This is a genomic window from Staphylococcus sp. 231237_7MaSpsaltlick, from assembly GCF_043107035.1.
In genome coordinates this window covers 1-16,229 of sequence record NZ_JBICNX010000013.1, presented here as the reverse complement: position 1 = coordinate 16,229, position 16,229 = coordinate 1, and the positions used below count along the sequence as shown (strand labels likewise).

Annotated in this window: 14 protein-coding genes; 6 read left to right on the top strand and 8 right to left on the bottom strand. The window is 32.1% G+C overall.

The features are described from left to right. Positions 1-39: 39 nt before the first annotated feature. Positions 40-429, top strand: a complete 390-nt coding sequence (locus ACF91D_RS20505) for a DUF7147 family protein (RefSeq protein ID WP_042738966.1) — start codon at positions 40-42, stop codon at positions 427-429. A 56-nt stretch (positions 430-485) separates the two neighbouring features. Here ACF91D_RS20505 and ACF91D_RS20500 read toward each other — a convergent pair whose 3' ends face one another. Further along, complete coding sequence (locus ACF91D_RS20500) at positions 486-737, bottom strand: YlbG family protein (protein ID WP_042738967.1); 252 nt, start codon at positions 735-737, stop codon at positions 486-488. Positions 738-870: 133 nt separating this feature from the next. On the opposite strand from ACF91D_RS20500, the gene ACF91D_RS20495 reads away from it, so the two are divergent. Beyond that, positions 871-1,788: a glycerophosphodiester phosphodiesterase family protein gene (locus ACF91D_RS20495; RefSeq protein WP_107527430.1), complete on the top strand. Its 918-nt coding sequence runs from the start codon at positions 871-873 to the stop codon at positions 1,786-1,788. A gap of 555 nt (positions 1,789-2,343) precedes the next feature. On the opposite strand, the gene ACF91D_RS20490 is transcribed toward ACF91D_RS20495, so the two are convergent. Next, positions 2,344-2,778 (bottom strand): YlbF/YmcA family competence regulator, encoded by a 435-nt coding sequence (locus ACF91D_RS20490; RefSeq protein WP_042738969.1) that lies wholly within the window; start codon positions 2,776-2,778, stop codon positions 2,344-2,346. Next, a complete protein-coding gene (locus tag ACF91D_RS20485) occupies positions 2,775-3,857 on the bottom strand; it encodes a CAP domain-containing protein (protein WP_107527859.1) in 1,083 nt (360 codons plus the stop codon). The genes ACF91D_RS20490 and ACF91D_RS20485 overlap by 4 nt, the downstream gene beginning before the upstream one ends. Positions 3,858-4,004: 147 nt before the next feature. On the opposite strand from ACF91D_RS20485, the gene ACF91D_RS20480 reads away from it, so the two are divergent. After that, entirely contained in the window at positions 4,005-6,260 is a 2,256-nt protein-coding gene (locus ACF91D_RS20480) for an ATP-binding cassette domain-containing protein (protein ID WP_107527860.1), read from the top strand. Positions 6,261-6,341: 81 nt separating this feature from the next. Here the strand turns inward: ACF91D_RS20480 and ACF91D_RS20475 are convergent, their stop codons facing one another. Then, on the bottom strand, positions 6,342-6,803 hold the full coding sequence (locus ACF91D_RS20475; RefSeq protein ID WP_042738972.1) for a DUF420 domain-containing protein: 462 nt from the start codon (positions 6,801-6,803) through the stop codon (positions 6,342-6,344). Between the two features lie 24 nt (positions 6,804-6,827). Continuing rightward, positions 6,828-7,739: a heme o synthase gene (cyoE, locus tag ACF91D_RS20470; protein WP_107513445.1), complete on the bottom strand. Its 912-nt coding sequence runs from the start codon at positions 7,737-7,739 to the stop codon at positions 6,828-6,830. Between the two features lie 288 nt (positions 7,740-8,027). Here cyoE and ACF91D_RS20465 point away from each other — a divergent pair, with 288 nt between their 5' ends. Beyond that, positions 8,028-8,936: a COX15/CtaA family protein gene (locus ACF91D_RS20465; RefSeq protein ID WP_042738974.1), complete on the top strand. Its 909-nt coding sequence runs from the start codon at positions 8,028-8,030 to the stop codon at positions 8,934-8,936. A gap of 313 nt (positions 8,937-9,249) precedes the next feature. Here ACF91D_RS20465 and ACF91D_RS20460 read toward each other — a convergent pair whose 3' ends face one another. From ACF91D_RS20460 to ACF91D_RS20450, 3 genes are all read right to left on the bottom strand, one after another. After that, entirely contained in the window at positions 9,250-12,705 is a 3,456-nt protein-coding gene (locus ACF91D_RS20460; protein WP_107589475.1) for a pyruvate carboxylase, read from the bottom strand. A gap of 374 nt (positions 12,706-13,079) precedes the next feature. Next, complete coding sequence (gene ftsW / locus ACF91D_RS20455) at positions 13,080-14,330, bottom strand: cell division peptidoglycan polymerase FtsW (protein WP_042738976.1); 1,251 nt, start codon at positions 14,328-14,330, stop codon at positions 13,080-13,082. Between the two features lie 370 nt (positions 14,331-14,700). Next, positions 14,701-14,976: an Fpa/YlaN family protein gene (locus ACF91D_RS20450; protein ID WP_042738977.1), complete on the bottom strand. Its 276-nt coding sequence runs from the start codon at positions 14,974-14,976 to the stop codon at positions 14,701-14,703. A gap of 387 nt (positions 14,977-15,363) precedes the next feature. Between ACF91D_RS20450 and ACF91D_RS20445 the strand changes: the two genes are divergently transcribed. Both ACF91D_RS20445 and ACF91D_RS20440 read left to right on the top strand, forming a co-directional pair. Beyond that, entirely contained in the window at positions 15,364-15,846 is a 483-nt protein-coding gene (locus ACF91D_RS20445) for a hypothetical protein (RefSeq protein ID WP_107527698.1), read from the top strand. 2 nt (positions 15,847-15,848) lie between these two features. Further along, entirely contained in the window at positions 15,849-16,031 is a 183-nt protein-coding gene (locus ACF91D_RS20440) for a YlaI family protein (RefSeq protein WP_107527697.1), read from the top strand. Positions 16,032-16,229: the final 198 nt, after the last annotated feature.

Below are 16,229 nucleotides of genomic sequence, written 5' to 3'. Positions count from 1 at the left end.
ATATTCTTTATAATTCATAAGCAAGGAGGAACATAGCTTATGAAACAATCTTTTATTAAAATTGGTGAAGGTTTAACAGATTTATTTGAATTTAATACACTTATCGAATATAACTATGCCCGCATAGATTATATTGTTTACTTTCATACACCGACTTCCGAACACCAACGATCATCTGTAGCCATTATCATGAAACCAACAAGTGGTCGACATTTCCAAGCCATGTATATCATGATTAATGCCTTGAATTATCCATATCCAAATTCCAATAAGAAATTTGAACTAATTAATCAACAGGCTGAGCAGTACAATATAGAAATAAAGGGTGTAGATGTAAAACCACCTGAGACATTTCATGATATAGAACTATATTATAATTATTTAATTAGCGTACTAAGATTACAGCGTTGGATTCCGCCATTACAATAATGTAGCTACAAACCTATGTTTCACTGTACGCAAAGCAAATACATTAAGGCTCTTATTTATGAAAATTCATGTTGTTCCTTTTCATAATGCTTTTTTAAATATTTATAAGGAGAGCCTTCTATTTCTTTCACATACTTTAGTTTCATCAATTTAGTAACTATTTGATCTGAGTCACTTTCATTGATATACATTACAACATAACGTTGCTTTTTATTAGAACTTACGATATGACCAAATTTTCTAATTTGTCTTTCATGTTTCATATGTTTTAAATATATAATTAAACTTGTTCTAGGCACAATATTCATTTTCTTCTCACTCCATTTATTAGCCCTTTTATGATATCATTTCCTATTATTTTTATAAATAACAATTATTTTGCAGTTGAACAATCTTTTGCTATATTACTAAGTATATTTATGTACTAAGGAGGATTTGTACATGTCAAAATTTAATAAAATGTTTAAAGGATCATTCATTGGCTTAGCAGGTATAGTAGGTAGCTTGCTGTTCATTAATAAATATAAAAGAAAGCCTGAAAATTTACCGACACATCATTTCTATAGTCAAACAGCACCCTATATTCTAGCCAATCACGGTGGATCAGCTGTTAGACCTGAAAATACTAAACTCGCATTTGATAATGCAATTGCTCATAATATAGATGGATTCGCTGTTGGTGTTACCCTAACTAAAGATGATCAAGTCATCGTTTTCAATAGCACCTCATTAGATGCAACAACAAATGGCTCAGGTACAGTGAGTGAACATACGCTTAACGAAATAAAAAAATTAGATGCAGGATACTATTTTACTGATATCAACGGTCAGACACCTTATCGTAACCATAAAGACGCTACTATATTAACCTTAGCAGAATTATTAACTTATTATCCAAATGCTAAGGTAAATATTCATTTAATTAATCAATCAACACAACAACAAAACCACCTGATTTGCGAAAAAGTAAATACCATAATTAATGAATATAATTCAGATAATCGTATAGTAATCGGCAGCAATCAAGGAGAAATAATTGATTATTTCAGACACCTTAACCCGAATACAGCAATTGCTGCTAGCAAGAATGATATGATGAAGGGATTTATCCATTTTTATTTAGGTGCTGGCAATTTATTTGCTACAAAAGCACATACCTTTATTCTACCAATTGAACGAAATGGTATAAAATTTAATTCACCACGTTTTATTCACTGGTTAAATGAGCGCAATATCGTTCCTGGATATTGTCATGTTAATAATTTGGATTTGATGAATGACTTAGTCTATCATGGCGCACATACTTTAATTACTGATCGCCCAGACCTTGCAGAGCGCTTTAAACTAACTTATAAATAATCTTGGCTATTATAAAAAGTCGAAGATATAAAGTTTTCGGACAAGTAAAAAAAAGCAATTTCTATTGAAATCATATAGAAATTGCTTTTTTAATATTCATTTAGAATGATAGCATGTGGCACTATAGTAATGTTTGAATTCATATAATTTATTTTCATGGTTTGTTTGTACACTTTTATTAACCTATCGTGACATATTATTTATAGAGATATACTGAATTTTACAACGTTAGTGTATATTGAGTCATTTCTTACTCTGCATATTTAAGACACCTTGTAAATTTAATTTAATAGTGTTTACTAAATAATACGGATAGACCTTATTTTATTAAATACTTTTTAATATAAATCAACATATTAATGCAATGTATTTGGAGAGACTCCTGCGGGATCAAGACAAGCTGAAGCTGGCCCCTAGGAAAGCGAGCCAATAATACGAATAGTATAAACAAAACAGCACTCAGATAAATTGAATTCAATCATCTGAGTGCTGTTTTTCTGGGATTTGAGCCCAAACTCTTACTTTAAATATAAAATTTTACTATGTTCCGTTACATTATAACGAACAATTACAAGACCCGCCTGTTGAACAGCCACCAGAATCTTTTTGAAAGAAAGGATTTCCTGTTTCAATTTTTACATTTTCCGAGAATGAATAAGCAATTTTAACTATTACCTCATCAATCAAGTCTTGCAACGCTACTTCCTTTTGTTTGTAATCCATGACGACAGGTAACATTTCATATGCACGTTTTCGCTTTCTCGTTTCTAACATTACCTTTTGATAATCCGGATGATATTTACCAAATCTCATAATTTCATCATAATTTTGCTTCGACTTTAAGAAAGCTTGATATAAAAGATGTGCCTCATCATTATCTGACAATGCTTGTTGCGCCGCTTCATATGCTTTATAAATATGCGAATCCACTATTTTATCACTTAGCGCTTCAATATCATCCAATAACGTTAATGTCTCTTCAGTTATCATTCTTGGTCATCTCCTTTCTTCTTTTCACCTACAAAAATGAGTGTATAATAGCCTTGCATTACTTCTCCGCCCATTTCATTATACTTTGCATTCAACATTCGAGAGCGATGCGTATCAGAATTCAACCAACTGTGTATTAACGTGGGTACATCATTAAAGTCATACCCTACATTTTGACTACTATACGTAAAAGGTACTTCTTGAGCATTTAATTGATCTCTTAATGCATCTTCAGTAAATTCAGCACTATCATCTTGTCCTGTTGCTTCGTATAAATTAAACGATGCAATGTGTGCTAATTTATTATTAATTTTTAATGGTTGTGTATTCTTTAATTTGCGCATTTCATTTGTTATTTCATAAAGCGTCATCAACTGATTAGAACTTTGAGCGTATGGCGCATTACCGTGTTTACTTTTTACTTCCTTTTCTTCTTTAGAAGTAACCATTTGATATGGTTTAAATTCAGCTAAAGCATCACTATCTAAAAATCGTACCGCAACGATATGATTCGATTGTTGATCTATATAAATTTGAGCATACATATTTTTAAATTTCACTAATGACTGCGTCTTCATATCCGTATCAGATAATTCCAGTTCATATTTCTTGCCATTGGAAGTAATCGTCGGCTCTGGATTAACGCTGAACTTCTCAAACACATGTGCAGCATTATTAGTAATATGTAATGGTTCAACATTAGCCTTTTTACCTGTAGCATAAACAGATTTAATTATGCCATCTTTGGTTGTAACTAAATAATATGCTTCTTTTTCTTTAAATACGTAGTTTTTATAATTATCTTTATATGGATACACACGATCTGCTTGTCCATATTTTTCAGTCAATTTACTTAGACTTTGACCAACCCACGTCCCTACACCATCTTTGGGCATCGGATTTTCAGCAGTATTTTTACTCTTATCAAAATCCTGAGTTTGTGTTGTTTGTGTTGTTTTCGTAGTATTTTTATTGGGATTTTCTAAAACATCAAACTTTAAACGTGGTGAGTAAAATAGATAAATCAGAAAACAAATTAATACTAAAACACCAATAACTTTAATTATCAGTTTCTTCATCGCTCACCCACCTATTAGCATGTTAGGTTCATTGTACATGGAATTTCATATAACAAGCAAGATAAGACTCTGTATTTGCAAAATCTTCATATAAACGTTATACACAATTTAAATTCTGGGTATATGTGCAACAGAGGTGAAATAAAAATGACGGATATTAGAATTCATGGAGCAAAACAGAACAATCTTAAAAATATATCAGTCGATATACCAAAGCACAAAATTACCGTGTTCACTGGACGTTCTGGTTCAGGTAAATCATCTTTAGTATTTAATACCATTGCTGCAGAATCTGAACGCTTATTAAACGAGACATATTCAACATACATTCAACACCAATTAACACAATATACTAAACCGCATGTAGATTTAATAGAAAACCTACCAGTTTCTATGGTAATCAACCAAAAAAGATTAGGTGGTCATGCACGATCTACGGTCGGCACAATTTCAGATATATATGCTTCAGTAAGATTATTATGGTCGAGAATTGGTGAACCATTTGTGGGTTATTCAGACATCTTTTCTTTCAATAATCCTAAAGGAATGTGTCCTACATGTTCTGGCTTAGGTTATGTAGAAGATATAGACTTAAACGAACTCATTGATTTTAATAAATCATTAAATGAAGACGCGATACGTTTCCCATCATTTAGGCCAGACAGTTGGCGTGGTAAGCGATATTTATACTCTGGTTTATTCGATAATGATAAAAAGTTAAAAGATTACACTGAAGAAGAACTAAATACATTTTTATATACTGAACCTAAAAAATTAAAGAACCCACCTTCAAATTGGCCAAAAACAGCAAAATTCGAAGGACTTATCCATCGTTTCAGACGATCTTTTTTATTAAATGATAACTTTGAGAAAAATAAATTCAAGTCTGACATCGAACGTGTTGTATCTTCAAAATCTTGCCCTACTTGTAATGGTAAGCGATTAAATCAAAAGGTATTACAATGTAAAATCAACGAATTAGATATTGCAGACTTTACTGAGCTATCTATTGATGAGGCAATTTCATTTGTTTCTAAGTTAACATCTGATAAAGCTAAGACAATTATCGAACCATTATTAAAGCAACTGGAGTCGTTAAGTTATATTGGCTTAAATTATCTGACTTTATCGCGTGAAACTAAATCCTTATCAGGTGGAGAATCACAACGTATTAAACTTATTCGACATTTAAATAGTCCATTAACAGACTTAGTTTATATTATTGATGAACCGAGCATTGGATTACATCCAGAGGATATTAGACGCATAAATGAAATCATTATCTCTCTGAAAGATAAAGGTAATACTGTACTTGTTGTCGAACACGATCCAGACGTAATTTGTATTGCTGACCATATTATCGATTTAGGTCCTTTAGCTGGTAAGAATGGTGGGACTATTACATTTGAAGGTCCGTATCAGCAGTTACTAAACACTACTTCATCTACTGGTATCGCTTTACGTAAAAATCATAAGTTAAAACCTCAACCGCGCGAATCTCAAGACCTTATCAATTTAAATCATATAACGAAAAATAATTTGGTTGATGTTTCGGTCCAAATCCCTAAAAATGTAATGACAGTGGTTACAGGGGTTGCTGGTTCAGGTAAGAGTACATTAATTTCAACTGGATTGAAATATTTTGATTACAGTATTTTTATTGATCAAAAGCCTATACATGCATCTAGACGTTCAAATCTATTAACTTATCTAAATATTTTTGATGCTGTCAGAGAATACTTTAGTGACAAAACTGGTTTAAAGAAATCATTGTTCAGCTATAATTCTGAAGGTGCATGTCCTGAATGTCATGGTAAAGGAATAATAAAAACTGAACTAGCCTTTATGCCTGACTTCACACAAGTATGTGACGTTTGTAACGGACAACGCTATAAACCAGAAGTATTAGAAGCTAAAGTTAATGATCATTCTATTGCTGATATTTTGAATTTGACAATAGATGAAGCGCTAGCCTTCTTTGCAGAGAATATTGATATAGAGCAACCTTTACAGGCTTTGAAATCTACCGGTTTGAATTATATGACACTAGGTCAAACACTTGATACGCTATCTGGAGGTGAAATTCAACGTGTAAAATTAAGTAAATATTTGACAAAACCTGTAAAGAATCAAATATTTGTATTCGACGAACCCACTACAGGATTACACGAAGATGATATTCCAATATTATTAGACTGTTTTAATAATTTAATTGCTGAGAATAATACACTTATAATTATTGAACATAATTTAACAATGATGACACAAGCTGATTGGATAGTAGATATTGGGCCTTATGCAGGTTCTAATGGAGGACAGTGCTTGTATCAAGGATACCCAGCAGGTTTGCTTTCTGTCGAACAATCCCTAACAGCTAAGCATTTACAACGCTATATAAAATAAAAAAGAGGTGTGCCTATTGGCTCACCTCTTTAGTCTTAATATTGCCCAATATAAGACTAACAATTTCATTTATTAATAGTGTTATAAACCTAATGTTGCTTTAATCAATGATGTCGTTTCTCCACCCGGATATAAAACATAGAGTAATACATAAACTGCGACACCTGTGATTGCCGTAAAGAACCAGATAATTGATGCAATTGGTCCAATTCTTCTATGGATCTTTAACTTATCCTTTAACGCAGTAATAATCTGTACTGCACCTAAAATACCACCGATTGTAGCTAAATTAATATGGAATATTAAAAAGATAGTATAATAAAGTTTTACGGAATCTGGTCCGCCAAAAGCAGTATTACCAATAAAGATTGTTCTAGAAGCATAAATAATAAAGAATGCGAGTGCAAAAAACGCTGCACATAACATTACCTTTTTATGACTTTCTATTTCCCTTTTCCATATTTTACGCCAACCTATTGCAACAAGGATTGCACTAATAACAATAAAACTCGTACTAATTGTAGGTAAAATTGGTAAATTCATAAATTTCATCCTTATTATTAATTATTAGAACATTTGTATTAATGAGACGACAACAACAAGTACAAAGAATACCACTAAGTAATTTAGTGAATATATAAACATTTTTGTTGCCCATTTTGTTTGATCTGTGCCCTTTTTAAAACTTGTTAATCCCATGTATAACCATCCTAAATTTAATAGTGAGGCTAACACGATAAATGTAACACCTAAATTACTTAATAAAAATGGTAATGGTAATAACAATACAAGCCAGATGAACATACTTACTCTTGTTCGTTTAAAACCTTTAACTGAAGGTAACATTGGAATATTAGCTAATGAATATTCATCTTTACGTTTGATTGCTAATGCATAAAAATGAATGGGTTGCCAACAAAATACAACTAAAAATAGTGCAATTGCTGCAACACTAATATTACCCTCAATAGCAGTCCATCCAATTAAAGGAGGTACAGCACCAGGAAAACTTCCAATAACCGTATTCCAAACTGTGTGGCGTTTTGACCAAATTGAATAGAATGAGACATACCCAACTATACCTAATAATCCGATAACACCAGATGGTATATTTAAGGCAAATAATAATGCTTCCCCTATCAACATCATTCCAAAGCTAAGAATTAATAAATTTCTATTTGAAATTCTATCATTGACCGTTGGTCGTTGTTGCTTACTTGGCATGATACTATCAATATCTTGATCATAATAATTGTTCACAGCACAAGCGCCGCCCATAATAAGCGTTGAGCCAACAATCATCATTAAGATTTGTGGTATTGACGAGAGAAAGGAATGATTTGCCATCACAATTGCAAGCCATGAACCAGCAAAAGCAGGAACTAAGTTACCTTGCACAAGTCCCATTTTTATAATCTGTTGTAACTCTTTAAAGGTTACACGACTTGTATTATGCGACAAAGTTTGTTCTTTGTTCATAATCCCCCTCCTATTTTTTTCATATAATACAATGATATATTAAATTAATGCCTTTTACTACATTTATAATAATTTATTTGTGACACTTTAAAGACAATAATAAATCGTCATTTTTATGACACAACTAATTAACATTTTCTTGTTATAATAATCCTTGAGATTTATTTAACGTTAAACAAGTATGTCTTTTGGGAATATCATTTACAAACTTTTCAATCTGAATTTGTATTAACTGTGATACTAGGTTTATTATCCCAATAGTTTTATTAATAAGTGGGGTGTTAATTATTGTTTAACAAGAAAAACCTGAAATGGTTATCTATACTAGCAACATTAATCATGACATGGGTACAACTTGGTGGCGCTCTTGTTACTAAGACCGGATCGGAAGACGGTTGTGGTTCAGATTGGCCATTGTGTCACGGTGCATTACTTCCGCAAAATTTACCTATACAAACGATTATTGAATTAAGTCATCGTGCCGTTTCAGGATTATCATTAATTATTGTTTTATGGTTAGTCATTGTTGCCTGGAAACATATCAGTTACATCAAAGAAGTTAAACCACTTTGTATCATTAGTGTTGGTTTCCTACTTCTTCAAGCTTTGATTGGTGCAGCAGCAGTTATGTGGCAGCAAAATGCATACGTACTCGCATTGCATTTCGGTATTTCACTCGTTTCGTTCTCATCAGTATTTGTATTAACATTGATTATTTTCGAAGTCGATCGCAAATACGAAGCTGATGAATTATTTATCAGAAAACCATTAAGAATATATACATGGTTGATGATGTTAATCGTATACTTAACAATTTATACAGGTGCATTAGTTAGACATAAAAAGGCCAGCCTAGCATATGGTCAATGGCCATTACCATTTAATGATTTAATGCCACACACAGTACAAGATTGGGTAAACTTTACTCATAGAGGCATGGCATTTATCGCATTTATTTGGATAATGTTGACATTCATTCATGCAGTTAATAATTATAGACATAATAGAACCATTAGATATGGTTATACAGCAGCGTTCATCCTTGTATTATTACAAGTCACGACTGGTGCTTTATCTATAATCACACATGTAAACTTATTTATTGCACTGCTACATGCATTATTTATTACATTATTATTCGGCTTAATTGCTTACTTTGTAATACTCATGCTACGCACAATTCGTAGCGGCGGATAAGTTAACGGGTTCATTAAGAAATATACTTAAGTCAAAACCTTAACACATCTTTTATTTAAATTAATAGAATGACGCGTGAACTTTACGATGATAACTTTTATTAACAAGAAACGTCAATTCCTAATGAAATAATAATAGGAATTGACGTTTCTTCTTTTGTTAAATTTTCTACTGTTTCATTAATATAAAGCATTATAACCATCATATTTATCTAGAACACTAAATAAACGCTTTGATTTATAGAAACATTTCTGAATCTATAAATCAAAGCGTTGTGTTGTTTATTTAATCAATAGCTAGGACAATAACCGACCTAATCTACTGGTTCTTTTTCAATTTCTATTAATAAATCACCTGTCTCAATGGCTTCACCACTTTGCACAGTAACTTTCTTAATGACACCATCAAATGGCGCTTGTATTGTTGTTTCCATCTTCATTGCTTCAGTTATCAATAATGCTTGCCCACTTGTGACATTTTCACCTTCTGCAATCTTCACTTCTGTAACTGAACCTGGCATCTGAGCCCCAATATGATTAGGATTCAATTTATCAGCTTTTGGTTTCACACTTGCATTAGCTTTTACATTTTCATCTTGTATAAAGATACGACGAGCTTGACCATTCATATCATAGAATATAGTACGTACACCTTTTTCATCCGGTTCAGTAATAGTCTTTAATGTAATAATAAGTCGCTTACCAGTATCAATTTCGATTTCAACAGTTTCATTAGAACGCATACCAAAGAAGAAGGTTGGTGTATCTAATAATGAAACATTTCCGAATTGTTCTTGTGTCGCAATAAACTGTTCATAAACTTTAGGATATAAAACATAACTTATAATATCCTGTTCAGTAACTTCACTCTGTTGTTTCTCTTCTAATTCTTTTCTTACAGCTTCAAAATCAACAGGTTCTAAATATTCCCCTGGACGGTCTGTTAAAGCAGTTTGTCCTTTTAGGATAACTTGTTGTAGATCTTTATTAAATCCATTAACCGGTTGTCCGATATCACCTTTAAAGAAGGATACTACAGATTCAGGAAAATCTAGTTTATGTCCATCTTTAATTACTGCTTCCTCATCTAAATCATTTTGAACCATATACAATGCCATATCGCCGACAATTTTAGAAGATGGTGTTACCTTCACCAAATCGCCAAATAAGAAATTCACTCGACGATACATGTCTTTAACTTCATTAAAGCGATTACCTAATCCTAGACTTTTCGCTTGTTGTCTAAGGTTTGAATATTGACCACCTGGCATTTCATGTTTATAGATTTCAGTGTTTGGTGACTTAATATCACTTTCAAAATCGCTGTAATATTGACGTACTGTACCCCAATAATGTGATAATTCTTCCATTCCTTCGATATCAGCACGTAGATTTCTATCAAAACCGTTTAATGCATAATATAATGCATTTCCACTAGGTTGACTCGTTAAACCACTCATTGATGCTACAGCTGTATCTATTACATCCACGCCAGCATCGATTGCTTCTTTATAAATCATCAAGCCATTACCACTAGTATCATGCGTGTGCAAATGAATCGGTAAGTTAACTGCAGATTTCAATTCTCCAACTAATTCATATGCTGCTTTTGGTTTCAATAACCCTGCCATATCTTTAATTGCCAAGATATGGAATCCTTCACGTTCCAATGTTTTCGCCATATTCACATAATATTCTAATGTATAGAGATCAGAGCGTTCAGGGTTTAAGATATCTCCAGTGTAACAAATTGTACCTTCTGATATTTTACCAGCTTCTTGCACCGCTTCATTTGCTACTTTCATTTGATCAACCCAGTTCAATGAGTCAAAAATTCTAAATACATCTACACCAGCATCTGCACTTTCAGCAACGAATTTTTTAATTACATTATCTGGGTAATTCTTATAACCTACCGCATTTGAAGCGCGTAATAACATTTGGAATAAAACGTTTGGAATTGCCTTTCTGAGACGTTCTAAACGTTCCCAAGGGTTTTCCTTAAGGAAATTATATGCAACATCAAACGTAGCACCACCCCATAATTCTAATGAAAAGTTATCCTTCATTACTTGAGCTGTTTTTGATGCAATATTCATCATGTCTTTCGTACGTACTCTTGTTGCCAGTAATGATTGATGTGCATCTCTAAATGTAGTATCTGTAATTAATACATCTTCTTGTTGTTTCAACCAATCAGCAACTGCTTTAGGCCCTTTTTCATCAAGTAATTGCTTTGTACCTTGAAGCTGTTCGATTTCTTTCTTTGCCACTTTTGGTATTGGTGATGTTTCATAAATCGGTTTCGGACGCTTTTCAACATTTGGAAAACCATTAATAGAAACATTGCCAATATACTCTAGTGTTTTTGTTCCACGGTCAAGCGTTGGTTGAATATCAAACAATTCAGGTGTATTCTCTATATATTTTGTTGTGTAATCGCCTGTTTTAAATTGAGGATGTCTCATCACATTTATTAAAAATGGAATATTGGTTTTAACACCACGAATTCTCATTTCTTGTAGTGAACGGTCCATCTTTTCATCAGCTTGCTTAAACGACATAGCATGTGTAGATAATTTAACCAGTAATGAGTCATAATATGGTGAAATTTCTGCACCTTGGAAGCCATCACCAGCATCAAGTCTAACGCCAAAACCGCCACTTGAACGATAAGCACTAATTCTTCCTGTATCTGGCATAAAGTCGTTCGTAGGATCTTCAGTAGTGATACGACATTGAATTGCATAACCTAACGTGACAATATCCTTTTGCTCAGGCATATTGATTTCTTCATCAAATAAACTTTCTCCATCAGCTACAAGTATTTGTGTCTTAACAATATCTACACCTGTAATCATTTCTGTAATTGTATGCTCTACCTGAACACGAGGATTCACTTCGATAAAGTAAAAATCTTCACCAGACACTAGGAATTCAACTGTCCCAGCATTAACGTATTCGATATGTTTCATAAGTTGTATCGCTGTATCACAAATACGTTCTCTTAGTTCATCAGATAGTGCTACAGACGGTGCTACCTCAACTACCTTTTGATGACGACGTTGGACAGAACAATCACGTTCATATAAATGAACAATATTCCCATGTTCATCACCAATAACCTGTACTTCAATATGCTTAGGATTATCGATATATTTTTCAATATATACTTCGCTATTCCCAAATGATTTCTCTGCTTCAGATTTAGCACGGTTAAAACCATCTTCTAGTTCTTCACTTGTACGCACAATACGCATACCTTTACCGCCACCGCCACTTGTTGCTTTAATCATTAGTGGGAAACCAGCAGTTTCAGCAAATGCTACAGCAGCTTCATAACTTTCAATTGGTCCATCTGTACCAGGAATTACCCTTAAGTCTGCCTTAATTGCTGTTTCTCTAGCTTTGACTTTATCACCAAACATATCTAAATGTGATACATGTGGTCCAATAAATTTAATGCCTTCTTCGGCACATCTACGCGCAAATGTTTCATTCTCACTTAAAAAACCATACCCCGGATGAATCGCATCCACTTCAGCACGCTTTGCAACTTCAATAATTCTCTCTATATTCAAATATGAATCTGCAGGCCCTAAATCTTCACCCACTAAATAGGATTCATCAGCTTTATATCTATGTAAAGACCCCTTATCTTCATTAGAATAAATAGCAACTGTTTTAATATCTAATTCGGTTGCCGCCCTAAAAATTCTAATCGCAATTTCCCCACGATTGGCCACCATAAGTTTGTTTATATTTTTCAAAACTTGGTCCCCCTTAAAAGTTTGAATTTTCTAAAAAGTTTGATATTGAATACATTATAGCAAAATACGAACAATGTAAACAGTAAAAAAATCTCACACTTTTTGTTGAATATGACAATTGAAATACCATTAAAGTTGTTTACACTAGTAATAAAATTAACTTTGATTGAGTGGTAAACATTGTTTTAAAGCTATTTCTAGCTTATTGTATCATAACTGACAGATAATAAAAAGTTATATATTATGATAAGTTTTTGTTATCGTTTATAGTCAACGTTCTAACTTTTTCGAAATTTATATGATAATATAAAAAAATAAGCAAACGTTTTCAATGTCTAAACATTGAAATGTTTGCTTATTTTTGTCGTATCAAATCATTTATTAAAGCGATTAAATTTTCTAGGAACTTCTACGTTTTTTTGTTGTTTTCTTGCTTGCTTTCTACGATATTCTTCTATTTTAATTTGTTTCGCAGTGATTAATAATAATCCCATAGCAATACTTAAACTAATCATTGAAGAACCACCAAAACTGATAAACGGCAATGGAACACCTGTTAGTGGGATTGTCCCAGAAATACCGCCCAAGTTTACAAAGGTTTGACTTCCTATATAACTTGCAATACCGACACAAACTAATTTATAGAAGAACGAAGGTGTTTTATTTGCTAGTTGGAAGGCCCTGTATACGATAAAGAATAATAGGCAGATGACAAACAAACCACCGATAAGTCCTAATTCTTCACAAATAATTGAAAAGATAAAATCTGTGTGTGGTTCAGGTAAATAACCTAATTTCATAATACTATTACCTAAGCCCCTACCAAAAAGACCACCATTACCTATTGCAATTAATGAGTTTGAAATATGATAACCTGTTCCAGATTCTTTACTAAATGGATTTGCTAATGTACTAAAACGTGCAGTCAAGTAATCAGGTACTAGACCTAATAATAAGAATAACCCACCAATGATAACGATCCCGGTTAATACTATCAAACCATATTTAATAGACTTTTCTACACCAATACCGGCATAAAATAAAATTGAAAAGAAAATAACTAATATAAGTAATGTTTGACCAACATCTCGTTGTAAAAATACGAGCCCAATACAAAATGATGCTAAAATAATTGGCGACATTAAAATTCTTGGCTCTTTAAACACTTGCGGTCGTTTCTTCTCAATCATATAAGGTATGTACAATATAATCGCAATCTTCAATAACTCTGATGCTTGCAAATTCATAAATCCTAAGTTAATCCAACTTTTAGAACCATTGATATTACTACCAATAACTAAGGTTGCACATAATAATAGAATGATGCCTCCCATCATCCATTGTTGAAACTTTGTCTTTTCCAAAAATTTCACGTTCATAAAGAAAGCCATAAAAAAGACGAGTATCAAACTCATAATGACATACATCAATTGTCTAGTATAAAAATATGTCCCTGATACAGAAACACCACCAGTTAAGGTCCCTTTTGTTGCAGCTACCATGCTGGCACTATAAACCATAACCAATCCAATAAGACACAGTAATAAATATGTAATTACTAGTGGATAGTCGATATATTTAGCGTTTTTGCCTATATATCGAAAAAATTGCTTTATGTTATTCATTTGACATATCATCCAATTCTAATTTTTAATATCTTATTTTTAAATTTGCAGATTGCATTTTTATTTATTACTTTTTCTTTAAATTTAGTATCTCTATAGCACTATTTAAATTTTATTGTAGTAAGAAAGTGCGCTTTTTACATTATATCAAACATTGTCATAATTTCTCGAATAAATATATCATAAATTATAACTTTTTAATGCTTCGATTTCTAATAATTTCAGAAATAACAAAAGTGACTGCGAAGCAATCAATTATAAATTGATGTTCCAGTCACTTTGCCTGTACTTTATGTAGCTTTAATATTACTACAAAAAAATATTTATTTTAGATCTGGACTTACGCCATACCAGTTTTGAATATTACAAATTAAACATTCGTAAATGCATCATGCAATTTAGAAAGTTCTTTTTCTAATCGAAGCATTAATCCTTTGCCCGCTTCACTGTCAACTAAACCAAGTTCAACAGCGAAATCTACTTCTTTTTGTAATCCAAACATCTGAGTATCGAGTACTTCTTCATACAATGGGCATTGTGGTAATGTAAGATTGTCCATTTGTACTTTAATAAGTTGGAGAATCCTATCAGCATCTTTATTCAACTGGTCATATGCCGCATTATTTAAATCCTGACTCTTTACCATGACATACTCCCCCTATCAATTGTAACTTTATAAATAAAAGTGTATCTTACTGAATAGTAAAAAGCAAGAGTATTCAGTAATATACTAAATACGCTTATGTGTGATAAAATTATATTTAAAGTTAATTTTACATTCACAATAACTAGAGCATACTTCATAAATTGCCTTCTGCTCTAAAGTAAGCGTTTTAATTCACTAGCTTATTTTAGTTAAAGGTAATGAGCTAATGTAATAATGATAATTTTTCGTCACAAAATATTCATTTATTATCGTTGAGTCAATATTACTCAATTTTAGAACTTAATGATTCAAATGATACATTTAATATTATTAATACATAGAATAGTTCAATAGTTATTGTCGAGATTTATCAATAGGAGTGGGATTATGATTCAAATTAAGGGAGCAGTAAATTTTCAAATCACATTAGATAGTACAACTTGGATCTTTGATGACCGTAAAGTACAACTCGAAGACTTGGAAAATGGCGTTTTTGATGGTACCAAACCCATCGCTTTTGAAGACAATAGAGAATGGAATCGTGCCATATTAGAAGGTCAAACCAATCCACCGACACTGAACTCTGAGATTAAATATAAAAAAAGAGCAGTTCTTGAAGGTTCATTTGTCATTAATATGACACCATTTTTCAAAAATGCAGAAATTCAAGAAGGTGCACAACTCATTCGTCTTTCTAATAGCGACCAATCGATTGATGTACCAATTGATTTATTACCATATTTATTCTTCCAATTTTCAAAGGATGGAAAACGTTTATATGATGATAATGCTGTTGATAGCTTTGTATATATTCCAGATCAAGGTTACGATTATCAATTCGAGCATGTTACCCATATTGAGGTGATTTAAATTTGAAACAAGTTCAATGTATCATTTGTGATACGAAGGTTTTTATAGATGAAAACACACTAGAAGCAAAGAGATTAAGAAATGATCCAATGCATACCTTTATGTGTGACGAATGTAAAAGTAGATTAGACACACCTAAACAACGCAACCAAACCTATACATTTAATCATTTAGCTAAAGATTAGTCATCACAAAATCCGAGTTATATGTTAGTAATGTAGTTAGCCTATTCATGTGATAATTTAGGCAATGCACATTAACTGATATATGACTCTTTTTTTTATAATAAGTTAATAGTCGATTTATCAATTTGATGAATGATGAACTTTAAAACTGTTTTGTTATATGCATGTTGCAGTATAAAACTTAGTTAAATTTTTATT